Origin of the sequence: Acinetobacter sp. UBA3461, from assembly GCF_002381195.1 — a bacterium.
In the GTDB taxonomy this organism is placed as follows: Bacteria; Pseudomonadota; Gammaproteobacteria; order Pseudomonadales; family Moraxellaceae; genus Acinetobacter; species Acinetobacter schindleri.
The window spans coordinates 1-25,257 of sequence record NZ_DFRO01000046.1; the positions used below are offsets into that span (position 1 = coordinate 1).

The window sequence follows — 25,257 nt, forward strand, 5'->3', positions numbered from 1 at the left end:
ATCATGATCTTCTTCGTAGCAATGGGTCTTGTAGTTGGCTTAATGAACGTAGCTGTACCGCTTCAAATCGGTGCACGTGACGTTGCCTTCCCATTATTGAACTCTCTAAGCTTTTGGCTATTTGCTGGTGCTGCGGGTCTGATGATGGTGTCTCTGGCTCTTGGGGAGTTCGCTGCAACTGGTTGGATGGCATACCCTCCACTATCAGGCATTGAATATTCTCCAGGTGTTGGTGTTGACTACTATATCTGGGCACTTCAGGTTTCAGGTCTAGGTACGCTTCTTACTGGTGTTAACTTCTTTGTTACCATCATCAAAATGCGTGCGCCTGGCATGAAGATGATGGATATGCCGATTTTCACTTGGACTTCGCTTGTAACAGTTGTATTAATCGTTGCAACCTTCCCGGTGTTAACTGCAACACTTGCAATGCTGTCTCTTGACCGTTACTTCGGCTTCCACTTCTTCACAAATGACATGGGTGGTAGCCCAATGTTGTACGTGAACTTGATTTGGACTTGGGGTCACCCAGAAGTTTATATCTTGGTATTACCAGCTTTTGGTATTTACTCAGAAGTAACTTCAGTGTTCTCACGCAAAGCATTGTTCGGCTACAAATCTATGGTGTACGCAACTGTAGCAATTGGTGTTCTTTCACTGGTTGTTTGGGTTCACCACTTCTTTACAATGGGTGCTGGTGCCAACGTTAACGCGTTCTTCGGTATCATGACCATGATTATTGCGATCCCGACTGGTGTAAAAATCTTCTCTTGGTTGTTCACCATGTACAAGGGCCGCATCACTTACACCACTCCAATGCTATGGACACTTGGCTTCCTTGTGACTTTCGGTATCGGTGGTTTAACAGGTGTATTGATGGCAGTTCCACCAGCGGACTTCCTGGTACATAACTCTTTATTCCTGATCGCTCACTTCCATAACGTAATTATTGGCGGTGTAGTATTCGCAATGTTCGCAGGTATCATTTACTACTGGCCAAAAATGTTTGGTTGGAAGCTAAATGAAACTTGGGGTAAAGCAGCGTTCTGGTTCTGGTTCTTCGGTTTCTACTTTGCATTCATGCCACTTTATATCCTTGGTTTCATGGGTATGACTCGTCGTCTGAATACATTTGACAACCCAGAATGGGACCCATATGTAAATATCGCGATGTTCGGTGCGATTCTTATTGCACTAGGTATTGCCTGCTTCGTTATGCAGATCGTTGTTGGTTTCTTGCAACGCGAACAAAATATGGACTATACAGGCGATATCTGGGATGGTCGTACACTTGAGTGGGCTACTTCGTCTCCATCTCCATTCTATAACTTTGCTTACCTTCCAAAGATCAATGGTATTGATACTTTCTGGACTGACAAAGAGAATGGTGTTGCATACGCAAAACCAACCAAGTACGAAGACATCCATATGCCGACTAACCGTGCTGCTGGTTTCGTTATCGCCATGTTCATCACTGTTATGGGCTTCGCGTTAATCTGGCACATCTGGTGGTTAGTAGTTGTTACTTTCGTTGCATCTATCATCAGCTTCATCGTTTCTTCTTTCACCAAGAAAGTGGATTACTATGTCCCAGCTGCTGAAGTTGAGCGTATCGAAAGTGAACGCTATGCGATCCTTGAAAAACACTTGAAGAAGGACTAAGACCATGGCTGAAGTACTTCATCACGACAACCACGGACACGATGAGCATCATCATCACGATGATACTGACATCACTGTCTTTGGTTTCTGGACTTACTTGATGAGTGACCTTGTCCTTTTCGGTACACTCTTCATTGCATTCGCTGTTTTGAGTAGCCACATTCCTGTGGGCACTCCAAGTGCGAAAGATCTGTTTGGCGATTCTTTAGGTTTCGTTCTTACTGAAACCTTCGCCCTTCTGATCTCTTCTGTAACCTTTGGTTTTGCAGTTCTTGCTGCATACAAAAAAGACGTTGCAAAAGTACTGACTTGGTTAGCGATTACTTGGGTATTCGGTGCTATCTTCATCGGCATGGAACTATATGAGTTCAATCACTTAGTTCATGCGGGTCACGGTCCAAGCACAAGTGCGTTCTTATCTGCGTTCTTTACTTTGGTAGGTACGCACGGTATTCACGTAACTTCTGGTCTGGTCTGGATGATCGTGCTTATGATTCAAATCAAGAAATATGGTTTGACTCTTGCAAACACGCGTCGTCTAGCTTGCCTAAGCTTGTTCTGGCACTTCCTTGACATCGTATGGATCTGTGTATTCAGCGTAGTTTACTTGATGGGAGTTCTGTAATGAGTCATGATCATAACGCTGCTGGCGAATCACACGGTAACGTGAAGCAATACACTATCGGCTTCATCCTGTCTGTTATCCTTACTGTAATTCCATTCGGTATGGTTATGGCGGGCGGTTTTGGCCGTGGTATCTTGATTACTGTCATCGCGATCACTGCGGTTGCTCAGATTCTTGTACAGCTGATTTACTTCCTGCACATGAACTCTTCTTCAGAGCAACGCTGGAACGTAATTGCATTTGTGTATACCATCTTAACCATTGCTATTCTTTTAGTAGGTTCTGTATGGATCATGAACTACCTTCACTACAACATGATGATCTAAACTGGTTGTCATGCTGAAAAAGTATTTATTCCTGACTAAGCCAGGAATTCTCTTTGGTAACTTTGTTACCACTTTGGGCGGCTACTTTGTAGCCGCTCAAGGTTCTGTAGATTTCCTTCTCCTGCTCCTTACCCTTTTTGGTACTACATTCGTTGTAGCATCAGGATGTGTGGTCAATAATGTAATTGACCAGGACATCGACCAGAAAATGCAGCGCACACAAAATCGTGCTCTTGTTAAAAAAACCATTTCTGAACCTGTCGCACTTGCCTTTGCTTTTGTATTAGGCCTGGTCGGTTTTAGTGTTCTCTGGTTTTGGGTAAATGCATACGCTTTCCTATTCGCAGTTATTGGTTTTGTCGTATACGTTGGTTTTTACAGCTTATGGACAAAACGAACAACTATTCACCAGACTCTGGTAGGCAGTATTTCCGGCGCAGCTCCGCCTGTGATTGGTTATACCGCAGTTGCAAATCAGTTTGACTTAGGTGCCCTGCTGATCTTCGTTGGGTATGCCTTCTGGCAAATGCCTCACTCGTGGGGAATTGCAGTTTACCGTTTTCAAGATTACAAAAATGCAGGTATTCCTATTCTACCTGTAGCACGTTCAATTCACCGCACCAAGGTCGAATCGCTGATTTATGTGATTCTGTTTGGGGTTGTCATGAATGGCCTATTTTTCTTTGGCTATGCCAACTGGCTCTATATGGCGGTGTTGAACATCTTAACCTTGTACTGGATTTATTTAAGTATTCAGGGCTTTAAGGCTAAAGATGATGAGGCGTGGGCCAAGCAGTATTTTATGTATTCTGTGAAGCTGATTACTGTGATCAGTATTCTGTTCTGCTTTACATCGACTGCTCCCCAAATGCCATACATCATTTTTTAAAAGATAGAGTTTTACTCTATCTTTTTTTATTTAAGCCTGTTATTTCCCTCGACTCTCTTTTAAATACTTCTACTCTTGCCTTTTAAAATCCTGTCTTTCTGAAACCAACTGCAAAAATACACTTCAATCTTTCTAAAGTGCATTTAACGCATAAAATAAGAATTCTACTTGAGTAAAAAGATACTCATTATGGCGAGATGGCGAGATGGCGAGATGGCGAGATGGCGAGATGGCGAGATTAGAATTATCTCATTACCAACCATCATTAAATCACCAATTAATTAATCTCAGTCAATTTTCTCTTCTCTTTTCTGTGCTACTCATTCCAGCCCGTACAAAACCGCTGTTTAATTATGCAATTCTTGCCAATCTGGTTGTATTTCTCCCCAAAACCCACTAAACTTCACGCTTCGCAAATATTGCGACACAACCTTGGTTGTGACTCCTTGCTTCAATTGACTTAAAAATTGGGGCTGTTTAAACCGTAAGGAGCTGACAATGCGTCACTACGAAATCGTACTATTGGTACATCCAGACCAAAGCGATCAAGTTGTGGGTATGGTAGAACGTTACCTAACTCACATCAAAGAAGCTGAAGGTCAAATCCACCGTCTTGAAGACTGGGGCCGTCGTCAATTGGCTTACCCAATCAACAAGATCCACAAAGCTCACTACATTCTTATGAATGTTGAGTGTGGTCAAACTACTCTTGATGAGCTTGAAGAATTATTCCGTTATAACGACGCAATCATTCGTAGCCTTATCATCCGTCGTGAAAACGCTATCACTGAAGAGTCACTATTGGCTAAGAGTGCTGAAGAAAAACGTGCGCGTAAAGCTCAACGTGAAGAAGCACAACACGCTCAAGACTCTGCTGAAGCATAAGGAGAACCTAACATGGCACGTTTTTACCGTCGTCGCAAGTTCTGCCGCTTTACAGCTGAGAACGTTACGTACATCGACTACAAAGATATCGACACTTTAAAACAGTACATCACTGAAAACGGCAAGATTGTTCCTAGCCGTATTACAGGTACTAAAGCTCGTTACCAACGTCAATTAGCGCTTGCTATCAAACAAGCTCGCTACTTGTCTTTGATCCCTTACACTGACAATCATAAGTGAGGTTGAGCTGTGGATATTATCTTATTACAACGCATTAAAAACCTTGGTAAACTTGGTGATAAAGTTTCAGTTAAAGCTGGTTACGGCCGTAACTTCTTGATCCCACAAGGTATGGCAGTTGCTGCTACTGAGTCAAACACTGCGGCTTTTGAAGCTCGTCGTGCTGAACTTGAGAAAGCTGAAGCTGATATTTTAGCTGCTGCTCAAGCACGTGCTGACCAATTGAACGAAGTAAATATCGTAATCACTGCGAAAGCTGGTGATGAAGGTAAACTGTTCGGTTCTATCGGTACTCGTGATATCGCTGACGCGTTGACAAATGCTGGTCTTACAGTTGACCGTGCAGAAGTACGTCTTCCAAATGGCGCACTTCGTAACACTGGTGAATTCAACATCGCAATCCAATTGCACCATGATGTTGTTGCAGAAGTTCTAGTTACTATCGTAGCTGAGTAATTTCTCACCAAGAAAAAGAGCATGCTTTGGCATGCTCTTTTTTTATCTAAAATAATTCGAAGATATGGTATATCTCACTTTCATTTTATTATTCGCGTAATTTTAAAAATACACTTCGCATTTTTTAACGGAACGCGTATTATTTCACTTCGTAGTTGATAGTTGCTATCCATCTCCGAGAATATTTAAATCATTGTATTAAAATTCAGGGCTTTATATGTCACAGGCGAATGCCAGCACTAAGCACAACAGCGCTAAACCAGAAATTGTTGCTGATACTCAGCTCAAGGAGTTTCGCACGCCTCCACACAATTTAGCGATTGAACAAGCTGTACTTGCTGCCTTAATGACGGTTGCCGAATCTTTTGAACAAGTCGGTGATGTGCTTACTGAGAACGATTTTTATGCAACCCGTCATAAATATATCTTCCGTGCGATTGATCAGCTGTCCAAGGACAACTCTCCTTACGATGCCGTACTGGTGCATGACTGGCTGATTAAACAGAATCTGCTGGATGCCATCGGGGGTGAAGAATACCTGATGCAGCTCATGGCTGACTCGCCATCAAGTTTCTACAACCTGGAAACCTACGCCAACAAGATCAAGGAATTCTCGACCTTACGCAGCATGATTAAAGTCAGTTCGGAAATCCTGCAAAATGCCTATGACACCAAAGGTCGTAGCGTCAGTGAAATTCTGGATCTGGCAGAAACCAATATTTTTTCGATTGCCGAGCAACATAATAATAATGCCAAGGCACAAGGGCCGAAGGCAATCAATACCGTCGTTGCAGATGTTTTTGATAAATTGAATGAACTTTCACAAATGGAAGGTTCGATTACTGGTCTCACCACCGGCTTTGTCGAACTCGACAATAAAACTTCCGGCATGCAATCCGGTGACCTAATTATTGTCGCAGCCCGTCCATCGATGGGCAAAACCACGTTTGCCATGAATCTGGTCGAAAGTGTACTGTTTAACAATAACCTGCCTGCCCTGGTTTACTCGATGGAGATGCCAGCCGATTCGATCGCGATGCGTTTGATTTCATCGTTTGGTCGTGTGCATCAGGGTCATTTACGTGCCGGTAAAATGGACAGTGATGAATGGTCTAAAGTCACCAGCACTATTGTGCATTTGCAGGAAAAGAACCTATATATTGATGACTCTTCTGCTCTACCACCAACGGAAGTTCGTGCGCGTGCGCGTCGTATTGCCAAAATGCATGGCGGTAAGCTCGGCTGTATCATGGTCGATTACTTGCAGCTCATGAAAGTCCCGGGCATGGGTGATAACCGTGTCGGCGAGATTTCGGAAATTTCCCGTAGCTTAAAAGCGCTCGCTAAAGAAATGCAGTGCCCTGTCATTGCCTTATCGCAGTTGAACCGTTCTCTGGAAAACCGTCCAAACAAACGTCCAGTTATGTCTGACTTGCGTGAATCTGGTGCGATCGAGCAGGATGCCGATTTGATCATGTTTATTTACCGTGATGAAGTCTATAACAAGGAATCTAAAGAAGCCGGGACTGCCGAAATTATTATCGGTAAACAGCGTAATGGTCCAATTGGTACTGTGCGTCTGGCTTTTGAAGGTCAATACACGCGCTTTAGTAACCTCTCTCCTGAGTTCTATGCGCAGTATGATGATGAAGAGTAAATATTCTGCTTAAACCTGATTAAAAAAAGAGACTCAAATGGTCTCTTTTTTATTGCTTAAGCATACCTTGGAGGAAATTATATAAATGAGCATGTCCATTTGTGGCGGATAGGACTACAATATTTACAATTTTGAAATGACTGATTTTGTTTTATCAATACAGTTATTTCTCTCCCTCTTTTGTGTATTTCACACAACATCATTTTGTCATCCCGAAGGAGTATCTAGGGTGCGCCAAGCAACAGTTTATATTGACAGTACAGCACTGCAATATAATTTAAACCGTGTCAAACAACTTGCCCCAACCGCTAAAATCGTCAGCATGGTTAAAGCCAATGCTTACGGACATGGAGTTAAAGACTGCTTAGCAGCCTTAAAAGATAGCGATGCCTTCGGTGTCGCCTGTCTTCAGGAAGCACTGGAAATTCGTGAACTCGGCTATCAGCAACCGATTACGCTGATTGAAGGTGTTTTCTCTGCTGATGAAATGCAGATCGTGATCAATCAGAATATCGAAGTTGTGGTGCATCATCAGGTGCAGCTTGACTGGCTACTGGCTCATAAAGATGCTTATATCACTAAAGGCCTTAAAGTCTGGGTGAAACTGAACAGTGGCATGAACCGTCTAGGCTTTAAAATTGATGTGATTAAACAGGTGATCAATCAACTCAAAGCTGAAGGTTTTACTTGTGTACTTGCGATGCATTTTGCCAATGCAGATGCTGATCACCCATTGAATGAACAGCAAATCCAGCAGTTCCTTGAAGTGAAAAATGACTGTGCCCCACTCATGGGTTCATGCTGCAACTCAGCTGCGATTTATAAATATCCTGAACTGCATTTTGACTTTGTCCGTCCAGGTATCATGCTCTATGGCGCGACTCCATTTGCAGATAAAACGATTCATGATCTGGATTTAAAACCAGTGATGACTTTCACAGCTGAAGTCATTACGCTGAATCATATTAAAGCGGGTGAACACGTCGGTTATGGTTCGACTTTCACCGCAGATCAGGACATGACATTGGCCATTGTTTCAATTGGCTATGGTGATGGTTATCCACGCGCCTTCCCGAAACAGAATTATGTCGCAATTAATGGACAACAGACTCGCGTGATTGGTCGTGTCGCAATGGATATGATCGCGATAGATGCAACTGATCTCAATCTGCAGCTTGGCACTGAAGTAGAACTATGGGGTAAAACCCGTCTGGTCGATGATGTCGCTGAAGCAAATGGCACTATCGGCTATGAATTGCTGTGTCGTATGTCTGCACGTCCAGTCCGAAAACTGGTTTAAAATACCGTGCATTAAAAAGCCCAATATTAATTGGGCTTTTTAATTTAATTTTCTGTAGTTTCTTCTTGGTCTTGAGTTTGTAGCTGAGTTAACAGCGCATCTACATGCACTTGTTCAAAACTATGTGGTGTAAAGTCATTAAAACCCATATTCGTACAAAAGTCCCGGATTTCATCGCATCGTGAAATATACTTCATCGACCAGCCGGCAAAATTAATCTGCTCAAGCGGACGCATTTCAAAACGTTTGATATTCTCATGCCGTGGATCTTTGCTCAGCTTTTCAAATAATACATTCAGATGTTCCAATTTGCCTTCAAGACATTGAAAAAAATAGCCATCTGCAAAATATAACGCCCCAGTAATATCGTGACGATAATTAAAATCTCGTGCCTCGGCCAGAATATCCGTTAAGTCATCGAGCAAATTCGACTTATCAGAGGTACTCTGACTGGCATAACAAAAATGATGCATGCTAACCTCTGTAATTTAAATTTTCTTAAATTTAGCATGCCACTGTAACGTGATATCAAACAGATAGATAGTTTTATTGAAAATAATCTAAAGTTGGCTTAGGTAATTCCTGTAAACCTTTCTTCAAAGTATCCGACCACTGCTTACTGATTTTGGTGAAATATTCATCATCTTCCTGAATGCGTTTACCTGCCGGAATTTCAAATGTGTCTTTATGATAAACCAGCACATCCAACGGCATACCTACGGAAACATTGGAACGTAAAGTCGAAGCGAAAGAAATCAGTGAACATCGCAGTGCTTCATCTAGCGGCATATCATAGCTGAGTGCCCGATCCAGAATCGGCTTGCCATATTTACTTTCCCCGATCTGGAAATATGGCGTATCACTGGTTGCACAGATAAAGTTGCCTTGTGGATAAATATGATAGAGCTGCATATCTTGTCCGGCAATCTGACCTCCCACCAATAAGCTGCAATAATAGTTGCTTTGCTCCATGGTATCTGTAGTTACACTTTCAATCACATGCTTCAAGGTACGGCCGACCAGTTCCGCGACTTCAAACATGGTATGCAAGCTGAGAATATTAGGTTCCTGATTCAGTTCCAGCTGATTTTTAATATGCCCGATCACCGCTTGTGTCGTAGCCAGATTTCCTGATGCCTGAATAACAATGACGCGCTCACCCGGAATACCAAAGGTATATAATTTGCGAAACACCGATATATGATCTACACCCGCATTTGTCCGAGTGTCACTAATGAACACCATCCCCTGCTCCAAACGAAGCGCACAACAATAAGTCATTTTTTGTCCTTACTAACAACTTAGAACCTGGACGATGGAATGCATGGATTCCACTCCGCCCTTTTCTCTTACCCCACGTACCGGCGCGACGTCCCAATAGTCGCGCCCAATGGCAACATAAATATGTGCACTAGGTACAAATAACTGATTACTTACATCAAAGCAATACCAAGCTTGGTCAATAAATACCTCTGCCCAGGCATGACTGGCCAGATGAGAAGTATTTTGAGCATACAAATAACCCGAAACATAACGTGCCGGTAAGCCCAGATATTTGCACATGGCAATGAAAATATGAGCATGATCCTGACAGACACCCTGTTTCGCCTCAAAAGCATCAATGGCGGATCCATGTACCGAGCTACTATTTGTTATATACGGTACATGCTCCAATACCGCCTGAGCCAATGCGATCAGATTTAGACGCGTTGGAACTGGCACATACTGTTTTACAAAGTCCTTCATCTCCTCATTACACTGAGTAGTTGAAGTTGGCTGCAAGAACAAGTTTGGATTGATCTGGTCATTCATTCCCTGATCATTATTCAAGGGATTTAAATCGACTATACCTTGCGCCATAATGGTTAAGTACTGATAAGGTGTGCGTTGAGTACTGGTAATCCACAAATTATGAAAGGCATCCCGGCTCAGCTCCCGACTGCCCGGCACGCTGACATCCCAGGAATGCACTTGCTGATGTACATTACTGGAAGGCATCATCTTAATGTACTGAATACTACTGGTGACAGTCTCGGTATAGCTATAATGCGTTTGGTGATTCACCATCAACTTCATACATTAATCTCGAACATATGATGAATATAATCACTGAATTGGTAAAAATTGATCAGGTCAGTATGGTCACGTAGCTGGTTCCAGTATTCATTCAGATCTGACCATCCCATCTCAACCAAGGATTCAATCACATAATCAATTTTTGCAATTGTAGTGGTGGTGTCTTCACCTAGACGTAGCTCCTGATCAAGCTTTTCCAGACATTGACCCAGACTAAAAAACAGAAACACATCCGGAGCTTCACCTTCCAGAATATCCTGACAATCTGTCACGACATCACAGATATAACCGGCATTCTGATCAGCAGTACGAATCAGGCGGTTCAGTTCTGCATAAGCTTTGGCAGACAGTACACCACGTAGTTCCTGAATATTGTCACGGGCCACTTTAAACTGTTGATGGAATGAATAAGGTTGAGCCGGATCCAGCACCAGTTCATTTAGCGAACTGGCATCAAAGGCTGGCAGGCAGAATGCATGCGCATACGCGACTGCCGCATCATCTTCTAAAAATGGAAAATGGGCACATAAAAACTGTGTTCTTGATAAGTAGCGACCCAACCAAAAAATATGTTGCGCATTGGAATTAAGTAAAAGCATGACAAATTCCTTCTTTGCTATTTTTATGAATGGAGATTATCGACAATCCAGGTATCCTTAATGCCACCGCCTTGGGAGGAATTCACGACCAGCGAACCTGCTTGCATTGCTACACGTGTCAGTCCACCCGGTACGATTTCAGTACGATAGGGTGAGCTGAGTACAAATGGACGCAAATCAATATGACGTTCTGCAATGCCATAATTGGTTAAAGTTGGGCTGACAGACAGATCCAGCGTTGGTTGGGCAATATATAAATGTGGCGCAGCCATGATTTTCTCTCTAAAGGTTTCAATCTGCTGTCTAGACGCCTGTGGACCGATCAGCATGCCATAGCCACCTGAACCTTGGGCTTCTTTCACAACCAGCTCATCAAGATGCGCCAATACATAACCAAGATCTTCAGCTTCACGGCATTGGTAAGTGGGAACATTCTTCAGAATGGGTTGTTCGCCAAGGTAGAAATTGATCATCTTATCCACATAAGGATAGATTGACTTGTCATCTGCTACACCGGTTCCCGGTGCATTCGCAATAACAACGTTGTGCTGCAAATAGGCAGACATCAGGCCTGGTACGCCAAGGGTACTATCAGGTTTAAAACAAAGCGGATCGATATAGGCATCATCGACACGTCTATAAATAACATCTACCTGCTGACGACCACGTATAGTTTTTACATAAACTTTCGCGTTCTCTACATAAAGGTCACGTGATGTCACTAATGGCACATCCATTTCCCTTGCCAGGAAAGCATGTTCATAGTAAGCACTATTGAAACGGCCCGGAGTCAGGACCACGATAAACGGATTATCGACAGCTGAGTTTTCTGCCAGAATTTCTTTGAGTAAATGTGGGTATTGCTCTACACCAGCAATAGGTGTCTGTTCAAACAGGCCTGGCATCAACTTTTCACTGATCTTACGGCTTTCCAGCATATAAGACACACCTGAAGGGGTCCTGAGGTTATCTTCAAGTACATAGAACTCACCCTTTGAGTCACGGATAATATCAATACCACTGATCTGACTATAAATGCTGCCTTTCAGACTATGCTGATACATGTGTGGCTGATAAGCCTCATGGGTCAGCACTTGCAGCTCAGGCACAATCCCAGCTTTGAGGATGTCCTGCTGATGATAGATGTCATGCAAAAACAGGTTCAGGGCTTTAACACGCTGTTCACAACCGAGTGCCACCATATTCCATTGCTTGCGTGCAATCACGCGTGGAATAATGTCAAAAGGGATGGTACGTTCGATGCCTTCTTCATCTCCATAAACCGTGAAGGTAATTCCTTCATAAAGAAAATGTTCTTTTGCCAATTTATTCAGGGTGTTAAGCTCATCTAAAGTATGCTTTGACAGCCACTCTTCGATTTTTTGCCCAGCCAGACCATTCATATTCTGGTCATCACGCATTTCATTAAAGAATTTAGATGCCATCTGCTGCAGCACTTGTAGAGGTTTGCCTGTGTGAGTTGCTACCGTGTCCTTCGATTCTGTAAAATTAGTGTTAATCGCCGTTGTTGTAAAATTTTCTATAGTCGTTGTGATATTTGTATCCTGGGTTTCTTTTAGCATACAAACCTCGTCGTATTGTAATCAAATTGTATATTTAACAAAGCAATATCCATGCCATGCGGTATTTTTGTACTTACCATTAATCCCTTTAATTCCAAGTGACTCAATGGCATTTTTGCACCAATGTGTATCTATTCTGCTATTCTCGATTACTTAAAATACTTGCGAAAAAAATAGAGATTTTTTATTGTGTTAATGATTTTTTCTCAATTTGCAGATCTTGATTTCAGCTTATGACCGCACAAGAAAAAGAAACTTCGAATAGCCTTTATCGCCAATGGCAGATTTTATCGCGCCTGACGACCGGGAAATGGATGGGCACTCGCGAATTGCAGGAAATCCTGGAACGTGAAGGTGTGGAAATCAGTTTGCGCACTATTCAGCGTGACCTGAATCAGATTGCGCAGCGTTTTCCCATTGAAAGCAGCAAGACTATTCCACAGGGCTGGCGTTGGCGTTCCGATGCACCGATTCAAAGTCTGCCGCACATGACCAGTTCACAAGCAGTGACGTTTATGATGGTTGAGGAACACCTCAAACATCTGTTACCACCCAGTCTGATTGAGGAAATGAATCCCTGGTTTGATCTGGCACGTCGCAGCCTGTCAACCCAGAACAATGTACGACAATGGATTAACCGGGTCCGTATCGTTCCTGCGACTCAGCCGCTGATTCCGCCTGTCGTAGACCGTCAGGCACAACAGGCGGTTTATGAAGGGCTGTTACAGGATAAGCAGCTGGAATGTATCTATCAGGGTCGCGGGCAAAATAGTGAAGAAAAAACCTATATTCTCAACCCACTGGCATTGGTACAAAAAGGTTCGATCATTTATCTGGTATGTACCCGGCATGACAAATCCGATATTCAGACCTTTGCCCTGCATCGCTTTAAATCTGCGAATGTTTTAAATACGCGTGCCCTGCATCCGGTGAACTTTGATATTGATGAATATATTGAATCCGGTGCTTTGGGCTTCCGGGTCAACTTTGACCAGCCTACTGAAAATGTCATGCTGAAGCTGCACATGCCTGAAGCAGATGCACACTATTTTGAAGAAAGCCAGCTCAGCCGCGATCAACAGATTGAAAAACTTGATCATGGTATGGCTCTCATTAGTGCAACGGTACCTTTTACTTCACAGCTGGTATGGTGGCTACGCAGCTTTGGTAACAAGATTCAAAAAATTGAACCTGAGCACGTTTCCCGAGCCGTATATCAAGAAGACGAAGCATAAAACAGACATAAAAAAAAGCCCCATTCCCGGGACTCATAATTTTTTATATTGTTTTTGTCATTGTTCTGATTAATCGGCTGCTGATCCTGCATATATCTGTGTTGTTCCCCCAGATATATGCAGTAAGGAAGTTTCATAGTTAAGGTCATTACATACATGAGCACGCCAGCTCTGCAGTATTGAACCGGATTGATTTCTTCGTCATACCTTCTCCTTCTCTACTAGATAAAATCACTTTAAGCCTGCTCTGCCTACATGTAAAATAAGAAGAAGCGATGCCTTTTGCAGATTTTTTCCATAGGATTTTTCCTGCTAAACATATCTATTCGGGTTAATTTTTAATCTAAACTATCTTTCCAAGTTAAACCTATAAAATCCAATAACAATTTTGTTCTTGTATAAAACCGCCAAGCCTTGAAAATCTGAAGGTCTGATAAGAACAACAGGGAATCAAGATTTTATGGCAAATCCAGCTCAACTTGTCCGGCATAAACTGCTAAATACCTTCTTTTCACGCTATTCCATCTGGTTCCTTTGTATCTTTATTGCGTTGGTATTTACCGGCTTTCATATCGGCTATTCGCCCCGCTATATTTACTATTTCATGCCTCAAACGCTGGTCAATACGCTGTGGATTATTAGCGCTGTCCTGAGTGTGGTGGGGCTCTATGATGTACTGCAACAACGGCATTCTATTCTCAGGAACTATCCGATTATGGGTCATTTCCGCTTCCTCTTTGAAGAGTTCCGTCCTGAAATTCGCCAGTACTTTATTGAAGCCGATCAGGATGCCCTGCCTTTTTCCCGTATGCAACGCAGTCTGGTTTATCAACGTGCCAAAAATGAAAATTCTGACAAACCTTTTGGTTCGATTATCGATGTCTATAACCATGACTATAAGTTTGTCACGCATTCGATTATCCCTTGCCCACCCGCAGATCCAGCAACTTTCAGGATTACGATTGGCAATGAACAATGCAAGCAGCCTTATAGTGCTTCAATCATGAATATCTCCGCCATGAGTTTTGGCAGTATGAGTGCCAATGCCATCCGCGCGCTTAATCTGGGTGCCAAAATGGGCAATTTCTACCATGATACGGGTGAAGGCAGTATTAGCCCTTATCATCTGGAAAATGGCGGAGACCTGGTTTGGGAAATTGGTAGTGCTTACTTTGGTTGTCGTACACTGGACGGCCAGTTTGATCCGGTCAAATTTGCGGAGAAAGCCAAAATTCCACAAGTGAAAATGATTGAAATCAAGTTGTCTCAAGGTGCGAAACCAGGACATGGTGGGATTCTTCCAAAAGCCAAGATTTCTGAGGAAATTGCGGAGATTCGCGGAGTTAGCCGCGAACATGACTGTGTTTCACCAGCCAGTCATCCTGCGTTTGGCACACCAATTGAAATGATGGAATTCATTCAGCAATTACGTGAGCTGTCTGGTGGCAAACCGGTTGGCTTTAAGCTATGTCTGGGGCAGCCCTGGCAATTTATGAGTATCGTCAAAGCGATGCTGCATACCAAAATCCTGCCGGACTTTATTGTGGTCGATGGTTCAGAAGGCGGTACAGGTGCAGCACCGATTGAGATGATTGATAATATTGGCGTTCCCCTGCGTGAAGGCTTATTGTTCGTTCATAACACATTAGTGGGTGCAGGATTACGCAAACAGATCAAAATTGGTGCAAGCGGCAAGATCATTAGTGCATTCGATATCGCCAGTACGATCGCCATTGGTGCAGACTGGGTCAATTCAGCACGTGGTTTTATGTTTGCTATTGGCTGTATTCAAGCACAAAGTTGTCATACCAACCAGTGTCCGGTTGGTGTCACTACTCAGGATAAGAGCCGCCAAAAGGCGCTACATGTGCCAAGCAAGGCGGAACGGGTCTATAATTATCATAAAAGCACCCTTAAAGCCCTCTCCGAAATGATTGCTTCTGCTGGTGTTTGTCATCCATCTGGTATTAAACCTCATCAGCTGGCTCAACGCATCAACAGCCATGAGATTAAAAACTATGCACAATTGCACTTCTGGATGAAAGAAAATGAGCTCCTTCACTGTGAAAATCGTGATGAAGAAAACTTTTATTATCGTATGTGGAATATCGCAACTGCAGAAAAATTTTAAATATATCTAAATGAAAAAGGCGATTCTTTAGAATCGCCTTATCTACTATTCATCATCTGAACTTAATAATAAGTTCGACCCCCCTGCGCATGCAGAAAGGCAGGAATCAGACCGGTCAGTGCCGCACGAATATCAGCTCGCTCATTAATCAGCTGATGCGAACCTTCCTCTAACATCAACAACGTCTGCAGGCGGAATTTACGCCGAATAAATTCGATGTTATAACGCCAATCCACCGTCTGATCCTGCGCCCCCTGCGCCAGCCATACCGGAATACGGCAAGCTGGCCGGTCTTCCATCTGCTGCATCCAGCGTGACATCGCCAGAATCCAGTCCATGCCCATCATACGGGGTTGTAATGGATCTTTTAAACGCACAAAGCGCAGGAATTCAGGGTTATGGTTATTACGTCTGAAATGGCGTGGTACTTCACGCTTAATCCGGCGAATAATCCCGAGACCTACAGAGTTATGCCACCATGCCGTTTTAGCTGGACGAATCAGTGGTGAAAGTAGCAGTACGCGATCTACAAATGGATTTTCACGACGTTCTGCAAACTCCAGCAAATGATGCATCCAGATTGCACCACCAGTACTTTGTCCGATACCTAACCATGGTTTTGGCAACTGCGATGCATGACGCACATAACGGTGTACTGCATGCAATACTTGCTGGTAATGGTCAAAGTTCTGAATATTGGCCGATGAACCATTACTCAGGCCGTGCCCCGGCAAATCAAAGGTGAGTACACTAAACCCTTCTTCCAGTAGCTCTTTGACAATTGGCTGATAGATCCCGCTATGTTCCAGATAGCCATGCAACAGAAACACCGTTCCCTGAATTTTATCAAAACGGCTTTCGGTCAGATCCGGCTCAAAGACTTGCACATGCAATTTAAACAATGGCATTTGCACATAACCTTGCCAGTGTTTCGCATTGAGCAGGTCAAAACCATACAGTTTCCGGTAAGCCTGTAATTCCAGCGTAGACTGCATGTCCCGATTCAGATTTAATGGTTGCAACAGCTGTGGCGTAATATCCCGGTTGGGGACTGGTAATTCCAGCTGTTTGAGAATTGTCGGGTTTAAAAATGGGATATCTGACATTAAGGTACCTCCCGACAGTCACTTGATCCAAACCACACATCCCGAAGTGTTGCTAAGAGTTCATAGTTAGCCCGTCGGCTATGATCATAGTTTTTAACACTTGGACGCCATGTAGTAAGTGAATTTGGCATTGGCGCTTCCACCGGAATGGTCTGAATACCGTTAAGTGCGAACAGACGGCGTGTACGCGGCATATGATAGCGGTCCGTGATCAGGATCACCGTAGGGGCTCCACCCTTCTTCTGTAACAGCAATGAGCTGAAACGGGAATTCTCACAGGTATTCATACTGCGGTCTTCAAGCAGTTTGGCATCCACATCATAGGCTTGTAACCAGCGTTGCATATACGGTGCTTCTACTCCACTCAAAACAATCGGCAGATCATACTGTTTTTCGGTTTCCAGGGTTTTTTCCAGGCGCAGACGAGTATAGTCATTGACGATAATATCTTTACCATTTTCATGCAGGGTCAAACCGCCGCCCAAGACCACAATAGCATAAGGTTTGGACATCTCATCCTGCACTGGCTGAGTTTGGTCATGATTTAAAGTTGCGAGGTCTTCGGCAAATTCCACATTGGTCATTTGCGCAATATTTTGCTGATGCTGTTCAACATCATAGCTTTTCAGGAATTCTATAAACTGTCCCATCTGGGCAGCATTTTCATCACTGCTCAAGCTTAACAATTCAGTCAGATCATCTGGTTCTACTACATCAGCTGCTTCTGTTTCAGTCACCAGCAATGGTACCTGAACTTTCTGCTGTTCAGATTTTTCTGCCTCAGCTTCACGTTCATCTTCAAGTAACTGCTGTAAAGCTTTATAGCGTGCCTGAATCAGTGACAGGTTCTGTGACTGATTTTTGGAAATATCTTCTTCCATCACCTTGAGATAGGCCTGGCGTGCAATCCATAACTCAGAACCTGGCTCCAGTGTTTCATTGACACTTAAGGAGGCCTGTTTCTGGCTTGCAGCCGCGATCTGATTGACCTCGACCGGAACAAAATAGTTCAGTCCTTTGACCACCAGATGTGAATAAAACGGCGAATAAAGAAAGACTACGAACAGTGCGCACAGCACAAATAGTACTGAGACTACTTGAACTATTCGAACCATCCAGTGTGCTTTATCCATCTATTTATCCTTTAATCCTGATGTGAGCGGATCATGCCATTTTCAGCAAATAAAACTGGCTCCGGTTCAAGCAGAACACCAAATTTTTCCTGAACGTCCGCCTGTACGGCCTGGTAGGTTGCACGCACGTCCTTGAGCGAGGCATTGGCATAATTCACCAGCACCAGCGCCTGCTTATGGAACATACCGACTGAACCCAGCTGTTTACCTTTCCATCCGCTTTGGTCAATCAACCAGCCGGCTGCCATTTTAACTTGATTATTTGGCTGTGGATAATGAGGTAAATTCGGAAATTGTTGAGCAATTTGGTCAAAGAATTGTAAATCAACTACTGGATTTTTAAAGAAACTACCCACATTTGGATATTCTTTAGGATCAGGCAATTTGCTCTGACGAATCTGAATCACTTGGCGCTCCAGATTTTCTGGCGTCTGTTCCTCACCCACTGCTGTTTTCAGGTCACCATAATTGAGTTTAAGCTCCGGCTGTTTCAACAGACGGAAGATGACATGGGTAATGATGTAACGGCCCGGATGATCTTTAAAGATACTATGACGGTAGGCGAAGTCACAATCTGCTGCTTTGATTGAGCTAAAACTGTGATTTTCACGATCATAGACTTCAACGCTTTCAATAAATTCCCCGACCTCTACCCCATAGGCACCAATATTTTGTACTGGCGAAGCACCAACAAGACCTGGAATTAAAGCCAGATTTTGCAGGCCATAAAAGTCTTGCTGTGTGGTCCATAATACAAAATCATGCCAACTCTGGCCTGCTCCAACACGAAGGCGTTGCACCTGATCATCCGCATCCAGCAGTTCAATGCCCTGAATGTCCATATGCAATACCAGTGCATGAATCTGTTCCGGTAAAAGCATATTGCTACCACCAGACAGAATCAGAACATTCAGCTGTTGCTGTTTGGCAAAATCCAGAGCCTGAATCAGATCATCATTTGATTGAATTTTGCAGTAATGTGATGCAATTGCATCCAGACTGAGAGTATTAAAAGGTTTAAGTTGAACCTGTGTTTGGATTTGCATGACTTAAACCTTAAGCTCTTTTTGTTGCATTTTAAAGACATCGATCCACGCAAGACTGCTGGATTCACACTGATTGAGTACACGTTCAAAACCCTCAGCACCGCCATAATAAGGATCGGGTACTGCCTGTTTTGGATAGTCAGAATCATATTCACTCATCAGGGCGACTTCAGCACGTAATTGGCCAAGTTGTTGTTGAGCACGTTTCTGAAGTGCAAGAATATCCCTAAGATTGTCTTCATCCATCGCGAGCATCAGATCAAAATCAAGGAAATCCTGTAGAGTCAGCTGACGGGCACGCAATGCAGACAGATCATAACCCCGCTTTAAGGCATGTTCCTGACTGCGCAGATCAGGCGCTTTACCCGGGTGATAATTACTGGTTCCCGCCGAATCAATCATGATATTGAGATTATGTACATCGCAATAATGTCTGAGGACCACCTCTGCCGTGGGAGAACGACAAATATTTCCCAGACAAACACATAACACCTTAAATGGCGTTCTGGATGACATAAACAACCTCAGCACTACTTTATTTTCAGGATTCTTATGTTAAGTTATTTGTATAGTGAATCCTATATCACAACGCCACAATAATATGAATTTGGATAAAAATTAAGGAAGCAGCCATGCAAAGATTTCAATTTCAGACTGTTCCCAACATCATTGCCGGACTTGGCACGATTCGTGAGCTGCACCAAATTCTACAGAAAGGCAAATATGTCCGCGTGCTACTGGTGACCGATCAAGGCATGATTGCGCAGAATCTGCATGAGGAAGTTTTATACATTATCAATGAAGCAGGTCTGGATTATGCCATCTATGCCGATGTGCAAGCAGATCCACCAGAACATATCATAGCGGATGCCATTTCTTTCGCCCGTCAGGAACAGATCGATGTGGTGATTGGTTTTGGTGGTGGCAGTTCACTGGATGTGGCCAAGATTATTGCGGTCTTGAGCCATCCACAGCAAACCCAATGCCTGAATGAACTCTATGGTATCGATCAAGTTGAAGGCCCACGTCTACCACTGATCCTGATTCCGACTACGGCAGGAACCGGTTCGGAAGTCACCCCCATTTCAATTGTGACCACAGGTGAAACCACCAAAACCGGAATTGTTTCGCCTTTGCTGTTTGCTGATATTGCAATTCTGGATGCCAGCTTTACCCGTGGTTTACCTAAACATATTACGGCAGCGACTGGCATTGATGCGATGGTGCATGCCATAGAAGCGTATACATCGAAAATCAAGAAAAATCCCTATTCGGATATGCTGGCCAAACAGGCATTAAAGCTCCTGAACAACAATCTGACTCGTGTTCTGGATAATGGAGATGACCTGGAAGCACGCCAGAATATGCTGGTCGGTTCCATGCTGGCTGGTCAGGCTTTTGCCAACGCACCTGTTGGTGCGGTACATGCACTGGCTTATCCACTTGGCGGGCATTTTCATCTGTCCCATGGGCATAGCAATGCGATTGTGCTGACAGAAGTACTGAAGTTTAATGCCCCTGCTGCCAAACAGAAATATGCCGAACTAATGACCTGGCTCGATCCCCACAGTAAAGGCTGTCATGATGGCTTAACTGATCTGTTTATTGATCATTTTAATAATCATCTGCAACGCAGTGGTTTACCTTTAAAACTTGCTCAGCTGGATATTCCTGAGCATATGTTAATGATGCTGGCTGAAGATGCCATGAAACAGACTCGACTACTGCAAAACAACCCACGTGATATGACTGTAGAGGATGCTTTACAGATCTATCAGGCGATTTATGCCTAATGTTTACCAATTAGAAGCTTAAATTAATCTCAATTTTTATAAGAAATGATTCATGAGCAAAGCACCTGTCAAAACCCGTGAGCAATATACTTTTTTCCTCAGCATCCAGACCCGCTGGGCGGACAATGATTTATATGGTCATGTCAATAATGTCACCTATTACAGCTATTTTGATACCGCAGCCAATGCCCTGCTGATCCAGCATGCCGGTTTTGACCCACGAACGTCTCCGAATATCGGTTTGGTGGTGAATTCCTGCTGTCAGTTCAATCAGGAACTGTCTTATCCTGAAGTGATTGAAGTTGGTGTCAATATCGCCAAGCTAGGAGGCTCTTCCCTGACTTATGACCTGGCTATTTTTAAGCAAGGCAACGACCAGGCTGCTGCCCAAGGCAGTTTTGTACATGTTTTTGTCGATCGTCATACACGAAAAAGTACCCCGATTTCAAATAAAATGCGAGATGCCCTATGTCCATTTATGCACAATAGCTGTGAAATCTAGAACTTATTTCAGCTGAATGTTTTTCAATTCTGCATCGAAGTTTTGTACCAGATCTTTCACAGCGGGCTCTGCATGTAGCAATTCCTCAGCGCGTTTAAATGCACGCACTTTACGTTCACGCTGCATGGTATAAGGTGTCAGTTCATTGACATCTTCAAACTTCACCTTGAATTGCGTACCTGTCCATTGCTGTTTTAAAGCTTCTTCTAGGGTATGTTGCAACTGACCGAGTAATTGCTGGTAACGCTCCGGAATATGAAAAACTGATTCTCCATCAATCTGCCCGGTCATAATACCGTACTGTGCCAGCTCCTGTACCGCTGGTGAAAGCTGGCTATTGCGGAACCAGAATTCCCATTTTTCTACAGTCCATTCACCCTGCATGTCCTGTACCGGAATTTGCAGGATATCCTGTGGCATCAGATTACGATCTGTTGAAATATCTGTATTTGCTGTCTGGATATGTACAACTTCTGTCGGAGCTATAGGCTCTGCTTGAGAATAAACTTCAATATTTTCAACATTTTTTGTTTCAGGTGTTGCTGCAGACAAACTGAATTCAGGCTCATTCTGTTCTACAGGCGCAGCAGTACGATTTTCAGGAAGATATTCTTCTAACAGGAAATCATCACTACTGGCTTCTGTGCTTGCTATAGATGACTCTGCCGGCACATCATCAAAACCAAACAGTCCATCTTCCACACTTGGATCAAACATAATCTGATCCGGACTTGGTTGCTTAACTGTCGTAGGTTCTGCTGCCTGTGCTTCGACAGGCGCAGTATGTAAATCTGGTTCATCTTCCACATCGAGAAAATCATCAGAAGATGATTCAGACTGCGCAGTGGCTGAGCTATATTCTGGCTCATCCTCATAACCATCATCTAATGGAAAATCTTCGATCACCGGTGGTGCAACTGGAGCACTTTCCTGTTGGGGTACAATACTTGGCTGTGCAGCTACAGGTGCCACTTGTTTTACTGGTACAGTATTGGCTGGAATCTCATTTGGCTGTAATGGACGGAAAGCCAGCAAGCGCAGCACCGTCATTTCAAAACCCTGCTCCTGCGTTACTGCCATTTGCAGATCAGCACGACCCTTACAGGCAATTTGATAATACAGCTGCAGATCTTGTGCTGAAATCAGTCCTGAGAGCTGCATGATTTTCTGGTTAATTTCAGCACTATATTTCAGACTTAAATCTGGCAAATATTGTAAAAGTGCCAGTTCATGTAAGGTCGAAATCAGCTGATCTAGTACTAAAGATACATCTAATGCCTGCTGCCGGAACTGAAATAAAAGTTCACTGACACGTGCTTTCTGATTCTGGTGAATCGCCAAAATCAGGTCATAGATAATGGTGCGGTCAATCAGACCCAGCATCTCTTTTACGTCCTGATGCTGAATTGCGCCCTGACCATAAGCAATGGCCTGATCGGTCAGCGACAGTGCATCACGCAATGAACCTTGTGCAGATTCAGCAATTTGCCAGATTGCATCCTGGTCAGCCTGAATACTTTCTTTTTGTAAAATATGCCCCAGGTGATCAGTAATTTCATCGACTGCTAATGGACGTAAAGTAAACTGTAAACAGCGCGAAATAACCGTAATCGGAAGTTTTTGCGGATCTGTGGTTGCAAACAGGAACTTCACATGTTCAGGTGGTTCTTCCAGCGTCTTTAACAAGGCATTGAAAGAATGGGTGGAGAGCATGTGCACTTCATCGATCAGATAGACCTTGAAGCGCCCTTGAGTCGGTGCATAGGGAACGTTATCTAACAGTTCACGTGTATCTTCAACTTTTGTACGGGAAGCTGCATCGATCTCGATCAGGTCAATAAAGCGGCCTTCATTCACGGCAGTACAGGTTGGGCAGACCTCACACGGCGTTGAAGTTACACCTGTTTCACAGTTCAGGCATTTTGCAAGAATACGTGCAATCGTCGTTTTACCCACACCGCGCGTGCCCGTAAACAAATAGGCATGATGCAGACGACCGCGTTCGAGCGCACTGGTTAAGGCACGAGAAACATGGTTTTGACCCACCAATTCATTGAAATTACGAGGACGATATTTTCGTGCAAGTACCTGATACATGTATGCTCCTTTTTACAGGTCTAAGCATACTGTTTTTTTGATAAATAGTGAAATAAATGCAGGAATTGAATAAATAAAAATCCCTTTTCTATTCAGATAAAAAAAGGGATATAAAACAAAAACTTTTATCAAGAATTTAGGCTTTCAGCTAAAATAAAATCACTTTGCATCTGATAGCGTTTGCCTGTTTGATCTTCACGAATTTCGAGTAAACCCCTTTCCAGATCAACAAACAGTAAATTTCGTTTAGCGACGTTGAGCAATTCAATCTTCTGTCGACTGTCATCCTGAAAACGGATTTTACCGCTAATCGTTTCAATCTCATTATGACCGCTCAGACTCTCACGTGCCAGCACAAAGGTTTCATCTTCATTTAGTCGAAGTTTTACAGCCATTCCCGGACAATCTTCACAACTGGACAAACATCCCATACACGGTGTTGTGCCCTGATATTCACCCGCCCAGGCCATTTGCATCGCCTGAGCTTCAATTGCAGTTTGGGCTTTATCCTGTTTGGTATCCTGACAACCCCATAGTGCCGCCGTTGCCACGATTGGAATCAAAATAACTTTCTTCATGACTTTAGATTCAGCATGTTGATTATGCGGCAACATACCATAGTGAATACCGTGAGGTAAATTGTATTAATTTGTCGGGAATCTCAAAACCAGCCCTTACGTCCGGTCTGGATCTGATCAGCGCAACGTAAGGCTTCCTGAGTTAAGCCCCACAGACGGTAATCTCCAGTAATGGAAGCAGTAGGAAAATTATGGGTATAAGCAAAACTCAGTTTACGTTCCGGATCACACCAGGCTCCAGAGCCATTAAAACCGACATGACCAAAGCCTTTTGTTGATTTTCCTAAGGTCAGGATGCGGTGATAGCCTAGACGCCAATGCATCGGAAACGGCATAATCCGGTCACGATGGGTATATTGCACCGTACTTAAACGTGTAAAAGTCTGTTGGGAAATAAGGTCTTGTCCCTGCCATTGGCCTTGTTGTGCCAGCATGGCATAGACTTTTGCCAGACTCTGAGCAGTAAATACCCCAGTTGCTGCTGGAATAATGGCTTTAAGCCCTTCGTCACTAAAGAAGTTGAGATGCTTCATACCTTTAGGAATCATGGCATCCTGAAAATCCTGCGGATTTTGACCACTCAGCTCTAAGGCGCGTTCCATCAGATTAGGCTTCCTTGGTTGATGAGTTTGATCTGCGCGTGACCGAGTCTGTTCTTTTTTCCGGTGAATCGGACGAGCAACACGTAGCAATTCATGCTCAGGCACACCAAAGTAAGCACCATCTAGCTGTAATGGTTGCACCAGATATTGCTCCATCAACTCAGCAAGTGTTTTGCCAGTCGCTTTTTCCAATGCTCCACCGACCTGCCAGCCAAAAGTGAGTGGCTGATAAGCTGCATCCGTTCCTAAAGCAAAACGTGGTCTGGCTGCGGCAACGCGTTGCAGTATATGCGACCAGTCCACCATTTCCCGGGCATCCTCGATGATATTGCGAATATCATACAAACCACTTTGATGGCTGAGTATATGTGCCAGCGTGATCTGGTCTTTGTCTTGCTGGGCAAACTCTGGCCAGTATTCTGCTACAGGTGTGTCATAGCTGATCAGTCCATGACTGACCAGGATATGTGCCAAGGTCGCTAAGACACCTTTGCCAGTGGAATAACACACTGACAGCGTATCCGGTTGCCACAGTTCCTGTTCAGATTTTTTGCCGGTATAAATATCCAGGACTTTTTCACCCTGATGATAAACCACCAGTGCAGCACCCCCCTGTTCGGCACGTGCATCCTGAAAACGACTAAACTGCACGGCCAGATCCTGAAAGCGAGGATCAACATAACCTAGATAGTTTTCGGTACTGGCAGATAGATATTGTTTAATCGGTTTCATGCGT

At 43.7% G+C, this 25,257-nt stretch carries 25 protein-coding genes; 13 read left to right on the top strand and 12 right to left on the bottom strand.

What is annotated here, in order from left to right:
• From B3D47_RS13405 to alr, 9 genes are all read left to right on the top strand, one after another.
• The coding region (locus B3D47_RS13405; RefSeq protein WP_286862464.1) for a cbb3-type cytochrome c oxidase subunit I at positions 1-1,662 on the top strand (1,662 nt) is incomplete at its 5' end.
• A 4-nt stretch (positions 1,663-1,666) separates the two neighbouring features.
• Positions 1,667-2,287 (top strand): cytochrome o ubiquinol oxidase subunit III, encoded by a 621-nt coding sequence (cyoC, locus tag B3D47_RS13410; protein WP_004815698.1) that lies wholly within the window; start codon positions 1,667-1,669, stop codon positions 2,285-2,287.
• Positions 2,287-2,613 (top strand): cytochrome o ubiquinol oxidase subunit IV, encoded by a 327-nt coding sequence (locus B3D47_RS13415; protein ID WP_004815696.1) that lies wholly within the window; start codon positions 2,287-2,289, stop codon positions 2,611-2,613. The genes cyoC and B3D47_RS13415 overlap by 1 nt, the downstream gene beginning before the upstream one ends.
• Positions 2,614-2,623: 10 nt before the next feature.
• Complete coding sequence (gene cyoE / locus B3D47_RS13420) at positions 2,624-3,502, top strand: heme o synthase (RefSeq protein WP_005222432.1); 879 nt, start codon at positions 2,624-2,626, stop codon at positions 3,500-3,502.
• A gap of 498 nt (positions 3,503-4,000) precedes the next feature.
• On the top strand, positions 4,001-4,387 hold the full coding sequence (gene rpsF / locus B3D47_RS13425; protein ID WP_004278789.1) for a 30S ribosomal protein S6: 387 nt from the start codon (positions 4,001-4,003) through the stop codon (positions 4,385-4,387).
• Between the two features lie 12 nt (positions 4,388-4,399).
• Entirely contained in the window at positions 4,400-4,627 is a 228-nt protein-coding gene (rpsR, locus tag B3D47_RS13430; RefSeq protein WP_004278792.1) for a 30S ribosomal protein S18, read from the top strand.
• 9 nt (positions 4,628-4,636) lie between these two features.
• Positions 4,637-5,083, top strand: a complete 447-nt coding sequence (gene rplI, locus B3D47_RS13435; protein ID WP_004815692.1) for a 50S ribosomal protein L9 — start codon at positions 4,637-4,639, stop codon at positions 5,081-5,083.
• Between the two features lie 217 nt (positions 5,084-5,300).
• Positions 5,301-6,740: a replicative DNA helicase gene (gene dnaB, locus B3D47_RS13440; protein WP_004815691.1), complete on the top strand. Its 1,440-nt coding sequence runs from the start codon at positions 5,301-5,303 to the stop codon at positions 6,738-6,740.
• Positions 6,741-6,969: 229 nt separating this feature from the next.
• Positions 6,970-8,040 (top strand): alanine racemase, encoded by a 1,071-nt coding sequence (gene alr, locus B3D47_RS13445; RefSeq protein ID WP_286862466.1) that lies wholly within the window; start codon positions 6,970-6,972, stop codon positions 8,038-8,040.
• Between the two features lie 44 nt (positions 8,041-8,084).
• Here the strand turns inward: alr and B3D47_RS13450 are convergent, their stop codons facing one another.
• From B3D47_RS13450 to B3D47_RS13470, 5 genes are all read right to left on the bottom strand, one after another.
• Positions 8,085-8,513, bottom strand: a complete 429-nt coding sequence (locus tag B3D47_RS13450; protein WP_286862468.1) for a BLUF domain-containing protein — start codon at positions 8,511-8,513, stop codon at positions 8,085-8,087.
• 73 nt (positions 8,514-8,586) lie between these two features.
• Positions 8,587-9,321: a proteasome-type protease gene (locus B3D47_RS13455; protein ID WP_005222442.1), complete on the bottom strand. Its 735-nt coding sequence runs from the start codon at positions 9,319-9,321 to the stop codon at positions 8,587-8,589.
• 12 nt (positions 9,322-9,333) lie between these two features.
• The gene (locus B3D47_RS13460) at positions 9,334-10,116 is read right to left on the bottom strand and encodes a transglutaminase family protein (protein ID WP_004892899.1); all 783 of its coding nucleotides are present in this window, start codon (positions 10,114-10,116) and stop codon (positions 9,334-9,336) included.
• Positions 10,113-10,715, bottom strand: a complete 603-nt coding sequence (locus B3D47_RS13465; protein ID WP_004892897.1) for an alpha-E domain-containing protein — start codon at positions 10,713-10,715, stop codon at positions 10,113-10,115. Before B3D47_RS13465 ends, B3D47_RS13460 begins: the two co-directional genes overlap by 4 nt.
• Before the next feature lie 23 nt (positions 10,716-10,738).
• On the bottom strand, positions 10,739-12,298 hold the full coding sequence (locus tag B3D47_RS13470) for a circularly permuted type 2 ATP-grasp protein (protein ID WP_286862473.1): 1,560 nt from the start codon (positions 12,296-12,298) through the stop codon (positions 10,739-10,741).
• A gap of 233 nt (positions 12,299-12,531) precedes the next feature.
• Between B3D47_RS13470 and B3D47_RS13475 the strand changes: the two genes are divergently transcribed.
• Both B3D47_RS13475 and B3D47_RS13480 read left to right on the top strand, forming a co-directional pair.
• Complete coding sequence (locus B3D47_RS13475; protein WP_180185108.1) at positions 12,532-13,533, top strand: helix-turn-helix transcriptional regulator; 1,002 nt, start codon at positions 12,532-12,534, stop codon at positions 13,531-13,533.
• A 460-nt stretch (positions 13,534-13,993) separates the two neighbouring features.
• Positions 13,994-15,664, top strand: a complete 1,671-nt coding sequence (locus B3D47_RS13480; protein WP_286862474.1) for an FMN-binding glutamate synthase family protein — start codon at positions 13,994-13,996, stop codon at positions 15,662-15,664.
• A 62-nt stretch (positions 15,665-15,726) separates the two neighbouring features.
• On the opposite strand, the gene B3D47_RS13485 is transcribed toward B3D47_RS13480, so the two are convergent.
• From B3D47_RS13485 to B3D47_RS13500, 4 genes are read right to left on the bottom strand one after another with little or no spacing between them, the layout of a single operon-like run.
• The gene (locus B3D47_RS13485) at positions 15,727-16,770 is read right to left on the bottom strand and encodes an alpha/beta hydrolase (protein WP_286862475.1); all 1,044 of its coding nucleotides are present in this window, start codon (positions 16,768-16,770) and stop codon (positions 15,727-15,729) included.
• Positions 16,770-17,903, bottom strand: coding sequence for a YdcF family protein (locus B3D47_RS13490; RefSeq protein WP_286862478.1), 1,134 nt, complete (start codon positions 17,901-17,903; stop codon positions 16,770-16,772). The genes B3D47_RS13485 and B3D47_RS13490 overlap by 1 nt, the downstream gene beginning before the upstream one ends.
• A gap of 11 nt (positions 17,904-17,914) precedes the next feature.
• Positions 17,915-18,949 (bottom strand): UDP-N-acetylmuramate dehydrogenase, encoded by a 1,035-nt coding sequence (gene murB, locus B3D47_RS13495; protein WP_004815672.1) that lies wholly within the window; start codon positions 18,947-18,949, stop codon positions 17,915-17,917.
• A 3-nt stretch (positions 18,950-18,952) separates the two neighbouring features.
• A complete protein-coding gene (locus tag B3D47_RS13500) occupies positions 18,953-19,465 on the bottom strand; it encodes a low molecular weight protein-tyrosine-phosphatase (RefSeq protein ID WP_004892888.1) in 513 nt (170 codons plus the stop codon).
• A 116-nt stretch (positions 19,466-19,581) separates the two neighbouring features.
• On the opposite strand from B3D47_RS13500, the gene B3D47_RS13505 reads away from it, so the two are divergent.
• Both B3D47_RS13505 and B3D47_RS13510 read left to right on the top strand, forming a co-directional pair.
• A complete protein-coding gene (locus tag B3D47_RS13505) occupies positions 19,582-20,742 on the top strand; it encodes an iron-containing alcohol dehydrogenase (protein ID WP_005222457.1) in 1,161 nt (386 codons plus the stop codon).
• Positions 20,743-20,794: 52 nt separating this feature from the next.
• On the top strand, positions 20,795-21,244 hold the full coding sequence (locus B3D47_RS13510; RefSeq protein WP_180185105.1) for an acyl-CoA thioesterase: 450 nt from the start codon (positions 20,795-20,797) through the stop codon (positions 21,242-21,244).
• Between the two features lie 3 nt (positions 21,245-21,247).
• On the opposite strand, the gene dnaX is transcribed toward B3D47_RS13510, so the two are convergent.
• The 3 genes from dnaX to B3D47_RS13525 all read right to left on the bottom strand — a co-directional run bounded on the left by dnaX (position 21,248) and on the right by B3D47_RS13525 (position 25,253).
• Positions 21,248-23,341, bottom strand: coding sequence for a DNA polymerase III subunit gamma/tau (dnaX, locus tag B3D47_RS13515; protein WP_286862482.1), 2,094 nt, complete (start codon positions 23,339-23,341; stop codon positions 21,248-21,250).
• A 128-nt stretch (positions 23,342-23,469) separates the two neighbouring features.
• Positions 23,470-23,919 (bottom strand): copper resistance protein NlpE N-terminal domain-containing protein, encoded by a 450-nt coding sequence (locus B3D47_RS13520; RefSeq protein WP_286862558.1) that lies wholly within the window; start codon positions 23,917-23,919, stop codon positions 23,470-23,472.
• Positions 23,920-24,002: 83 nt separating this feature from the next.
• Positions 24,003-25,253, bottom strand: a complete 1,251-nt coding sequence (locus B3D47_RS13525; RefSeq protein WP_004892877.1) for a serine hydrolase domain-containing protein — start codon at positions 25,251-25,253, stop codon at positions 24,003-24,005.
• Positions 25,254-25,257 lie beyond the last annotated feature (4 nt).

Bases quoted from the DNA above. Each gene is read 5' to 3' on its own strand.
- B3D47_RS13475 (WP_180185108.1), top strand. From the start codon at position 12,532: ATGACCGCACAAGAAAAAGAAACTTCGAATAGCCTTTATCGCCAATGG.
- B3D47_RS13500 (WP_004892888.1), bottom strand. From the start codon at position 19,465: ATGTCATCCAGAACGCCATTTAAGGTGTTATGTGTTTGTCTGGGAAAT.
- B3D47_RS13505 (WP_005222457.1), top strand. From the start codon at position 19,582: ATGCAAAGATTTCAATTTCAGACTGTTCCCAACATCATTGCCGGACTT.
- B3D47_RS13485 (WP_286862475.1), bottom strand. From the start codon at position 16,770: ATGTCAGATATCCCATTTTTAAACCCGACAATTCTCAAACAGCTGGAA.
- dnaB (WP_004815691.1), top strand. From the start codon at position 5,301: ATGTCACAGGCGAATGCCAGCACTAAGCACAACAGCGCTAAACCAGAA.
- B3D47_RS13465 (WP_004892897.1), bottom strand. From the start codon at position 10,715: ATGCTTTTACTTAATTCCAATGCGCAACATATTTTTTGGTTGGGTCGC.
- B3D47_RS13460 (WP_004892899.1), bottom strand. From the start codon at position 10,116: ATGAAGTTGATGGTGAATCACCAAACGCATTATAGCTATACCGAGACT.
- murB (WP_004815672.1), bottom strand. From the start codon at position 18,949: ATGCAAATCCAAACACAGGTTCAACTTAAACCTTTTAATACTCTCAGT.
- B3D47_RS13470 (WP_286862473.1), bottom strand. From the start codon at position 12,298: ATGCTAAAAGAAACCCAGGATACAAATATCACAACGACTATAGAAAAT.
- B3D47_RS13450 (WP_286862468.1), bottom strand. From the start codon at position 8,513: ATGCATCATTTTTGTTATGCCAGTCAGAGTACCTCTGATAAGTCGAAT.
- B3D47_RS13415 (WP_004815696.1), top strand. From the start codon at position 2,287: ATGAGTCATGATCATAACGCTGCTGGCGAATCACACGGTAACGTGAAG.
- rpsR (WP_004278792.1), top strand. From the start codon at position 4,400: ATGGCACGTTTTTACCGTCGTCGCAAGTTCTGCCGCTTTACAGCTGAG.
- B3D47_RS13455 (WP_005222442.1), bottom strand. From the start codon at position 9,321: ATGACTTATTGTTGTGCGCTTCGTTTGGAGCAGGGGATGGTGTTCATT.
- rpsF (WP_004278789.1), top strand. From the start codon at position 4,001: ATGCGTCACTACGAAATCGTACTATTGGTACATCCAGACCAAAGCGAT.
- cyoC (WP_004815698.1), top strand. From the start codon at position 1,667: ATGGCTGAAGTACTTCATCACGACAACCACGGACACGATGAGCATCAT.
- cyoE (WP_005222432.1), top strand. From the start codon at position 2,624: ATGCTGAAAAAGTATTTATTCCTGACTAAGCCAGGAATTCTCTTTGGT.
- B3D47_RS13520 (WP_286862558.1), bottom strand. From the start codon at position 23,919: ATGAAGAAAGTTATTTTGATTCCAATCGTGGCAACGGCGGCACTATGG.
- B3D47_RS13510 (WP_180185105.1), top strand. From the start codon at position 20,795: ATGAGCAAAGCACCTGTCAAAACCCGTGAGCAATATACTTTTTTCCTC.
- B3D47_RS13525 (WP_004892877.1), bottom strand. From the start codon at position 25,253: ATGAAACCGATTAAACAATATCTATCTGCCAGTACCGAAAACTATCTA.
- B3D47_RS13480 (WP_286862474.1), top strand. From the start codon at position 13,994: ATGGCAAATCCAGCTCAACTTGTCCGGCATAAACTGCTAAATACCTTC.
- B3D47_RS13490 (WP_286862478.1), bottom strand. From the start codon at position 17,903: ATGGATAAAGCACACTGGATGGTTCGAATAGTTCAAGTAGTCTCAGTA.
- dnaX (WP_286862482.1), bottom strand. From the start codon at position 23,341: ATGTATCAGGTACTTGCACGAAAATATCGTCCTCGTAATTTCAATGAA.